General features: G+C 60.9%; 9 protein-coding genes. 8 read left to right on the top strand and 1 reads right to left on the bottom strand.

What is annotated here, in order from left to right:
* The first annotated feature begins 48 nt into the window (after nt 1-48).
* Nucleotides 49-996 (top strand): 4-hydroxy-3-methylbut-2-enyl diphosphate reductase, encoded by a 948-nt coding sequence (gene ispH / locus OC610_RS15975; RefSeq protein ID WP_030140280.1) that lies wholly within the window; start codon nt 49-51, stop codon nt 994-996.
* Here the strand turns inward: ispH and OC610_RS15970 are convergent.
* A complete protein-coding gene (locus OC610_RS15970) occupies nt 950-1,489 on the bottom strand; it encodes a GspH/FimT family pseudopilin (protein WP_264428960.1) in 540 nt (179 codons plus the stop codon). The two genes, ispH and OC610_RS15970, sit on opposite strands and share 47 nt — an antisense overlap.
* A gap of 127 nt (nt 1,490-1,616) precedes the next feature.
* Here OC610_RS15970 and OC610_RS15965 point away from each other — a divergent pair, with 127 nt between their 5' ends.
* From OC610_RS15965 to thiO, 7 genes are read left to right on the top strand one after another with little or no spacing between them, the layout of a single operon-like run.
* Nucleotides 1,617-2,096 (top strand): GspH/FimT family pseudopilin, encoded by a 480-nt coding sequence (locus OC610_RS15965; RefSeq protein WP_264428958.1) that lies wholly within the window; start codon nt 1,617-1,619, stop codon nt 2,094-2,096.
* Nucleotides 2,093-2,554 (top strand): type IV pilus modification protein PilV, encoded by a 462-nt coding sequence (pilV, locus tag OC610_RS15960; protein ID WP_264428957.1) that lies wholly within the window; start codon nt 2,093-2,095, stop codon nt 2,552-2,554. Before OC610_RS15965 ends, pilV begins: the two co-directional genes overlap by 4 nt.
* Nucleotides 2,551-3,264 (top strand): PilW family protein, encoded by a 714-nt coding sequence (locus OC610_RS15955; protein WP_264428955.1) that lies wholly within the window; start codon nt 2,551-2,553, stop codon nt 3,262-3,264. The genes pilV and OC610_RS15955 overlap by 4 nt, the downstream gene beginning before the upstream one ends.
* An 11-nt stretch (nt 3,265-3,275) precedes the next feature.
* Complete coding sequence (locus OC610_RS15950; RefSeq protein WP_264428954.1) at nt 3,276-3,755, top strand: pilus assembly PilX family protein; 480 nt, start codon at nt 3,276-3,278, stop codon at nt 3,753-3,755.
* Nucleotides 3,742-6,834: a pilus assembly protein gene (locus tag OC610_RS15945; RefSeq protein WP_264428953.1), complete on the top strand. Its 3,093-nt coding sequence runs from the start codon at nt 3,742-3,744 to the stop codon at nt 6,832-6,834. Before OC610_RS15950 ends, OC610_RS15945 begins: the two co-directional genes overlap by 14 nt.
* An 8-nt stretch (nt 6,835-6,842) precedes the next feature.
* Nucleotides 6,843-7,244, top strand: a complete 402-nt coding sequence (locus tag OC610_RS15940) for a type IV pilin protein (protein WP_264428952.1) — start codon at nt 6,843-6,845, stop codon at nt 7,242-7,244.
* 55 nt (nt 7,245-7,299) lie between these two features.
* The gene (gene thiO / locus OC610_RS15935; RefSeq protein WP_264428950.1) at nt 7,300-8,400 is read left to right on the top strand and encodes a glycine oxidase ThiO; all 1,101 of its coding nucleotides are present in this window, start codon (nt 7,300-7,302) and stop codon (nt 8,398-8,400) included.
* Nucleotides 8,401-8,449: the final 49 nt, after the last annotated feature.

The raw sequence follows: 8,449 nt of genomic DNA, 5'->3' as shown, positions 1-8,449 counted from the left end.
CTGGATTGCACTGATTCAATTTCTTGCGCGCAAGACACGAGGCACAGCATGCAAATCAAACTCGCCAACCCCCGTGGCTTCTGCGCCGGCGTGGACCGGGCGATCGAAATCGTCAACCGCGCCCTGGAAGTGTTCGGGCCGCCGATCTACGTGCGCCATGAAGTGGTGCACAATAAGTTCGTCGTCGAGGACCTGCGCAGCCGCGGGGCTATTTTCGTCGAGGAACTGGACCAGGTGCCGGACGACGTCATCGTGATCTTCAGTGCCCACGGTGTTTCCCAGGCGGTGCGTACCGAAGCCGCCGGCCGTGGCCTGAAAGTGTTCGACGCCACATGCCCGCTGGTCACCAAGGTCCACATCGAAGTGGCGCGCTACAGCCGTGACGGCCGCGAATGCATCCTGATCGGCCACGAAGGTCATCCGGAGGTCGAAGGCACCATGGGCCAGTACGACGCCAGCAACGGCGGCGCCATCTACCTGGTCGAGGACGAGGAAGACGTGGCGGCCCTGCAGGTGCGCAACCCGGAAAAACTCGCCTTCGTCACCCAGACCACCCTGTCCATGGATGACACCAGTCGCGTCATCGACGCCTTGCGTTCGCGCTTCCCTGCCATTGGCGGGCCGCGCAAGGACGACATCTGCTACGCGACGCAGAACCGTCAGGACGCGGTCAAGCAACTGGCCGACGAATGCGACGTGGTCCTGGTCGTCGGCAGCCCGAACAGTTCCAACTCCAACCGCCTGCGCGAGCTGGCCGAGCGCATGTCCACCCCGGCCTACCTGATCGATGGCGCGGAGGATATGCAACGCAGCTGGTTCGACGGCGTCGAGCGGATCGGCATTACCGCCGGTGCCTCCGCCCCGGAAGTCCTGGTGCGCGGTGTGATCCAGCAATTGCAGGCCTGGGGTGCAACCGGGGCTGACGAGCTGGCCGGTCGCGAGGAAAACATCACGTTCTCGATGCCGAAGGAACTGAGGGTCCGCTCCCTGCTTTGAGTCCTTTTGCACACAGGGCCTGCTCGGCCTCGATACTTTCCAGGCGGACGCGGCCGGACGGCGCCAATATCACTTGGTGATGGCTGACCGGCCGGCGTTTGGCGCACACATGCAGCGTGCCGGCCTGGAATGAGCCATTGGAATGCAGGGCCTCTCCCTGGCTGCCGAACCTGATCCTGCGCTTGACCGTCGAGTTGCCAACTACCCGAGCGCTGCTCCTGCGCTCCGTCAGCAATGTCTTTTCCTTGTTGTCCAGCGTGATCCGCCAGCCCTTGCCCCAATCATTGTCTATCCCTTGGATCAATACACGACGGTTACGCGTGATTGCTTCACTGCGGGCGCTGCGCAATCCGCTGAGCAGCAGCTGCGCGGTGTCCTCGCGTTCAATGGATTCGATCAGTCCTTTGTAGCTCGTACCAACCCAAGGCAGAACAATTGCGGCAATTGCCAGTCCCATGAGCAGTTCGATCAGGCTGAAGCCCTGTTGATGCATGACGTCTCCTCCCTGGAGTACGAAAACGACGCGATCCTGCGTCCTGAATTGAAACAATCGCCCACGCGGTGATGGTTTGTTCTAGCGTGTAAAAGGCAGGTATAGCCGACGGCAACGGAGGGCATCGATGGATCTTCGTACAAAAGGTTTCACGCTGATCGAGGTGCTGGTGGCCCTCGGCGTGCTGTTGATCCTGATTACCATGGCGGTGCCGTCGTTCACCGGTTCGCTGCAAAGCACCAAGGCCGATACCGAAATCGGTGACCTGCAGCGGGCCTTGAACTTCGCCCGAATGGAAGCGATCAACCGTGGCATCACCATGCGCGTTCGCCCGACCACGCAGGGTGGTGCCTGGAACGGCGAACTGATCGTGTATGACAACACTGGCAATCCGCCCAACCCGAATGTATTGCGGGTTGTTCCAGCGATGGGCAGCGGCGCGACTCTGACGCTAACCTCAGATGTGACCAGTATTGATTTCAACAACCTCGGCGGATTATCGGGCCTGGCCGTGCCGGTGAGCTTCAATTACGTAAGGGGGGCGCAAAGCAGGACGCTGAATGTTTGCCTCAACGGACGAATCGTATTGAATGGAAATTGCGGATGAAGGGTTGCAGTAAAAAGGCGCAGGAGGGCATGACGCTGATCGAAGTGCTGGTGGCAGTGCTGATCCTCGGGGTGGGCTTGCTGGGCGCGGCGATGATCCAGCTCAATGCGCTCAAATACACCGATAGTTCGCGCATGACCAGCCAGGCCAGTTTCATTGCCTATGACCTGCTGGACCGCATCCGCGCCAACTCTGGCGCCGACTACACCATCGCTCCACCCGGCTCACCCAACCTCAACGTGGCCCGGGACCAGGACCTGTACGACTTCAAGACCAACATCGTCGCCTTCGGCGGCGCCTCCGCCACCGGCACCGTGGCACTGAACCAGCGGGTCTACACCATTACCATTTCCTGGGATGACGCTCGGGCCGCCAACACGACCAACGCGGCCGAGGCGCGGCGCAGCTTCGTGCTGACCAGCCGCGTCGCCGTCGATCCGGTGGCGGCGACGCCATGAACGGACGCAGCCGGGGTTTCGGCCTGATCGAATTGATGATCGCGCTGGTCATCAGCCTCATCGTGGTGTTGGGCGTCGTGCAGATTTTCATCGCGGCGAAGAACACTTATGTCAGCCAGAACGCTGCCGCCGTCATGCAGGAGGACGCGCGCTTTGCCTTGAGCAAGATGGTCCAGGAGATTCGCATGGTCGGCATGTTCGGTTGCCTGGCGACCGTCATCGATGCTTCCACGGATAACAGTTTCGCGGCCAGCCAGATCACACCGATCCGCTGGGACAATGCGAACCGCAGGTTGACCCTGGTGACGGCGGATATTGGCAATGGCGGTAACGCACCGACCTGGACTGTTGTTTCCGATTGCCGCACCTCGGCGACAGCCTATTCCAACGCCCGCGCGCCCGCGACGGGTCAGCTGGCCTTTCCGATCCGCCGGCTGGTCTACGGCTTCAATAACAATCAGTTGCTGCTGGGCAGTGGCGTGGGCACTCCGACCATGGCGGTGCTGGTGGACAATGTGCGGGCATTCAACGTGACATTCGGCATGGCCGGCAGTGCGACGGACATCGCTGCCACCAGCTACAGCGCAAACCCGAGCGACCCGGCGCTGATCCGCAGCGTGCGCCTGACCCTGACGCTGTTCGATCCGCGGAACACCGTGCGCGACCAGACCTTCAACGTGGTTGCCGCTTTGCGAAACCGGCTGCTATGAAGGGGCGATCGATGATTCAGACGGGGCACAAGCATGGCCAGCGCGGCATGGCATTGCTGGTCAGCCTGGTCTTCTTGTTGCTGCTGACGTTGATCGGCCTTTCATCCATGCAGAGCGCCACGCTGCAGGAAAAAATGACCAGCAGTGTCATGCAGCGCAACCAGTCGTTCCAGCTGGCCGAGGCTGCGCTGCGGGTGGGGGAGAGCGCGGTGCAGGTCGAGACGTATTCATTGCCGGTCTGTACCACCACGACCCAGTGCGCACCGCCGGCCGAGTCGGCGACGGTGACGGTGGCGGGGCGCAACTCGGCGTCTGGCGTGCTCTGGGTGGCCGCCGCCGGTGGGTTTTATGGCGTGCAGAACATCGGTACGACGCTTGCGGCGGTCAATGTGCCGATCAACACCTCGGCGACGCTGTACCGGATCACCGCGGTGGCTGTGGTGGGCAACAACCAGCGAAGCGTGGTGGAGAGCATCTATGCGAAATATTAGGGCGCTGCTCGGTTCGTTGTGGGGGGCGTTGCTCAGCCTTTACCTGGCGGCGCCGGTCTATGGCTTCACGCCTTCGGAATCGCCACTGTTGAGCGCGGCGGCGGTGACGCCCAACGTGATGCTGTTGATCGACGATTCGGGGAGTATGAACAATATTATCTGGGCGGCGGGGTTTGATCCGAATGTGTCGCGTCCAGCTGTTTATAACTGCAGCTCCAACACCAGTTGTTCCAACGGTGTGCTGCTGGACCCCGAAGACGGAAACGTTTTGCTGGCCAGCTTGTTCCGGGGTAACTGCACGAGCGGCTGGTATGGGTTCTACCGCAATAACCTGAGCAAGGTCTGCCTGCGCTTGCCGGACCCGGTGGGCGGTGGCAACACCCGCTATACCACCCAATACCTGGCGTATCTGCTGACCCTCGCCAACGGCTCGAATCGCGATTTCACCACCGGCTCGATTCCCAACGACTATCGAATCAACGTCGCCCGGGATGTTTCCAATGACTTGGTTTCCGGTAATCGTGCGTTGCGTATAGGCCTTGCTACCTTCAATCCGCCCAACAGCACCAACTCCGGACCGGGGGGGTACATTGCTCGCGCGGTCAGCGACCTGTCGCCGGTCAGCGGTAGCGTGACCCAGACCCAGGCCAATACCAACTACAGTTCCCTGATCAATGCCATTAACGGCCTCGGCGCCGTCGCGAATACACCGCTCGCCGAGAGCTATTACGAAGTCACTCGCTACTTCAGGGGCATGGCGCCGTACCACAACACTACCCCCACCACCTATACCAGTCCGATCCAGTACCGCTGCCAGAAGAATTTTGGGGTGGTGATCACCGATGGCTTGCCAACCTACGACCGGACGTTTCCCACCAATGACCCGTTAGGGGGAAGTCGTTTGCCGAACTGGGATGGCATCAGTACCAACGATGGTGATAATCCAAGTGGAGACGGCGAGGGCGATACGCTGTATTTGGACGACATCGCCAAATTCGCCTTCGACATCGACATGCGCACCACCGGCACCGACGTCACGGGAAAAAGCTGGGAATCGGCTGATTTCCGTCGCCAATACCTCAACACCTACACCGTCGGATTTACCGCCACCAACCAGATGTTGTCCGACGCGGCCCGCTACGGTGCGGGCAAGTATTACCAGGCCACCGACAGCGAGGGCCTGAACTCCGCGCTGTCATCCGCCCTGAGCGACATCACCTCCAAGGCCGGCTCGGGAGGCGGCGGCACCAGCAATGGTGCGTCGCTGTCCAGCACCTCCAGCTTCTACCAGACCACCTATGACCCCAAGGATTGGCGCGGCACCATCAAGGCGTTCGGCTTCAATTCGTCCGGTACGGTCAACACGGCGGCGGTGCAATGGACCACCGACACGGCCATCGTGCCCGGCGCCACGGCGCCGATCTATCAGTCGTGGAACACTGCCACCAACGTGCCAGTCACGCTGGCCTACGGCAATTTCTCGCCAGCCCAGCAGACCAGCCTGAGCCAAGGCTTGCCCACCGGTATCACCGGCAACGACCTGGTGGAGTGGAGCAAGGGCACCAACAAGACGGGCTTGAAGGTACGCAGCGTCCTGCTCGGCGACATCATCAACTCACCGCTGGCGCTGGCCTCGCCCAACGACCAGACCGCCTCGGACCTGGTGGGCGACACCAGCTACAGCACCTACCTGGCGACCAAGGCGACAAACATGAGCGCCAGCCTGGTGGTGAATGGCAATGACGGCTTCTTCAGCGTGATCAACAGCACGAATGGAACCCGGCGCTACGCCTACATGCCGTCAAGTGTGCTGCCTTCGCTGGAGATGATCGCCGATCCCGCCTATATCAATGGCGTGAGCCACAAGTTCCTGGTGGACGGGCAGGTCGGCGTATTCGATGCGCAACTGGGCAACGTCTGGAAAACCCTCGCCCTGGGCGGCACCGGCGCCGGTGGCCGGACGTTTTATGCGGTGCAATTGTTCGATGCGTCGGCGGGCAACGCGATCCGGGCGCTCTGGGAGATCAGCGCGCCAGCAATCGCCAACACGGCCAACGCTTTCAACGACCTGGGCTACGCCTATGCACGTCCGGAAGTTGCGCGCCTGGCGGACGGTCGCTGGGCGGCGTTCATTTCCAACGGCTATGGCAGCAACAGCGGCGTGGCGGCGTTGTACGTGGTGGACATTCGCGACGGTTCGCTGATTCGCAAAATCGTCGTCAACAGCAGCGAAACCGATAACGGCCTCTCGTCGGTCAAGCTGCGGGTCAATTCCCAGAACGTGGTGCAAGCGGCCTACGGCGGAGACTTGAAAGGGCGGATGTGGAAGTTCGACCTCAGTGGCACCTCCCCGACCGCCTGGGGCCTCGCGTTTGCCGGCCAGCCGTTATTCACCGCTCCCGGCGGCGCGACTCAGCCGATTACGGCACAACCGTTGCTGGCAGAAAATCCCCAGGGCGGCATCCAGGTGTTTTTCGGCACTGGCAAGTTCAACGAGTCGGCGGACAAGCTCAACAAGGATCTGCAAGGATTCTATTCGATCTGGGATGCTGTCGGCGGCGCGGGACAAATCACCGTGGCGAGCCTGCAAGCCCAATCGATCACCGGGATAGTTCCCGGCACCACGGGGCAATTCGTGACCATCAGCCAGACCGATGTGGCTTATCCCACGAAGAAGGGTTGGTATTTACCGCTGGTGTACAACAACGCCTTGACCGGGGAGCGGGTCATCAACCCGGCCAGCATGGTGCTCGGGCGTGTTGTCTTCACGACCGCCGCCGTTGATACCACTGACCCGTGCGCCAGCTTCGGGACCGGCAAGCTGATCGAAGTGGATGCGTTCAACGGTAAGATGCTCAACTATGCGGTACTCGATACCAATAACGATGGTTCGATCAATACCCTCGACACGATTTCCGCTGGCGTGGTGTTCACGGGCGGGATCCCGACCTTGAGTGCTGTCGTCAATGCCAATGGAGCAACCAATATGGTGGTGAACGACTCTGGGGGCGGTATCACCGACCTGCTGACCAAGTCCGTCGGTGGCAGCCGTCGTATCATGTGGCGGCAAATACAGTGAGGTAAGGCATGCACAGATCCAACCGAGGTTTCACCTTGATCGAAATCATGATCGTCATCGCGATCATCGGTATCGTGATCACCATCGGCTATCCAAGCCTGACCGAATACATGAAGAAGGGTCGGCGCACCGAGATTGCCACGCTATTGTCGGAGCAGGCGCAGATCCTCGAGCGCTACTACTCGAAGAACAACGTCTACACCAACGCGACCGGCCTGAGCGCCGGCAACAGTTTCTACACCATTGTCCCGACGTTGGCTGACCAAGCCTTCACCCTGATCGCTGTGCGTAAAAGCGGTTCGTCCATGGCGACTGACAAGTGCGGTGATTTCAGAATCAATAATGTGGGCACGCGGGATATGGTCAACGCCGCAGCAGGGCTGACCGCCAAGGATTGCTGGGGCCGCTGAGTTTTTCTTTTCGGGCGCTGTCTTGCGCCCTCTGTCTTATGAGTCGAAACAGAACATGACCAGGCAACAGCAAGTGGTGATCGTCGGCGGCGGAGTCATTGGCCTGCTGACCGCATTCAATCTCGCCTCGGAAGGGCAGCGTGTGGTGCTGCTGGATCGCTCCGGCGTCGGTCAGGAGGCTTCCTGGGCGGGTGGCGGTATCGTTTCGCCCCTTTATCCGTGGCGCTATAGCCCGGCGGTCACCGCATTGGCCCATTGGTCGCAGGATTTTTATCCACAGCTGGGCGAACGTTTGTTCGCCGCTACCGGGATTGATCCGCAAGTGCATGTCACCGGGCTGTACTGGCTGGACCTCGACGACCAGGACGAAGCGCTGGCCTGGGCCAAACGGGAAGGGCGCCCGCTGCGGGCTGTGGATATCTCGGCGGTCCACGATGCGGTGCCGGTGCTGGGTTCGGGATTTTCCCGGGCGATCTACATGGCCGATGTCGCTAACGTGCGTAATCCCCGGCTGGTGAAGTCCCTCAAGGCGGCCTTGCTGGCGCTGCCCAATGTCACGCTTCATGAGCATTGTGAGGTCAACGGGTTCATTCGTGATGGCGAGCGTGTGGTGGGGGTGGACAGTTCTGCGGGTGAGATTCGTGGCGATCATGTGGTATTGGCCGCTGGCGCCTGGAGTGGTGATTTGCTCAAGACGCTGGGCTTGAAATTGCCTGTCGAACCGGTGAAAGGGCAGATGATCCTTTACAAGTGCGCGGAGGATTTTCTGTCGAGCATGGTTCTGGCCAAGGGGCGTTACGCGATTCCGCGTCGTGATGGGCACATCCTGGTTGGCAGTACGCTGGAGCGCGAGGGCTTTGACAAGACGCCGACCGATGTGGCGCTGGAGAGTCTCAAGGCTTCGGCGGTGGCGCTTATTCCCGAGCTTGCCGATGCCGAGGTGGCTGGGCACTGGGCCGGGTTGCGGCCGGGGTCGCCGGAGGGGATTCCTTATATCGGCGAAGTGCCGGGGTTTGCGGGGCTTTGGTTGAACTGTGGGCATTATCGCAACGGGTTAGTGCTGGCGCCGGCTTCTTGTCGGTTGTTTGTGGATGTGATGTTGGGGCGTGAGCCGGTGATCGATCCTGTGCCTTATGCGCCGGCGGGGCGGTTGTAAGGTTCGGTTTTGATACTGCACCTACACTTCGACCCAATTGTGGGAGCGA

Source organism: Pseudomonas agronomica (assembly GCF_025917275.1).
Lineage (GTDB): Bacteria > Pseudomonadota > Gammaproteobacteria > Pseudomonadales > Pseudomonadaceae > Aquipseudomonas > Aquipseudomonas agronomica.
Note: the sequence above shows the minus strand (reverse complement) of the source record. Positions and strands in the feature narration are given on the sequence as shown.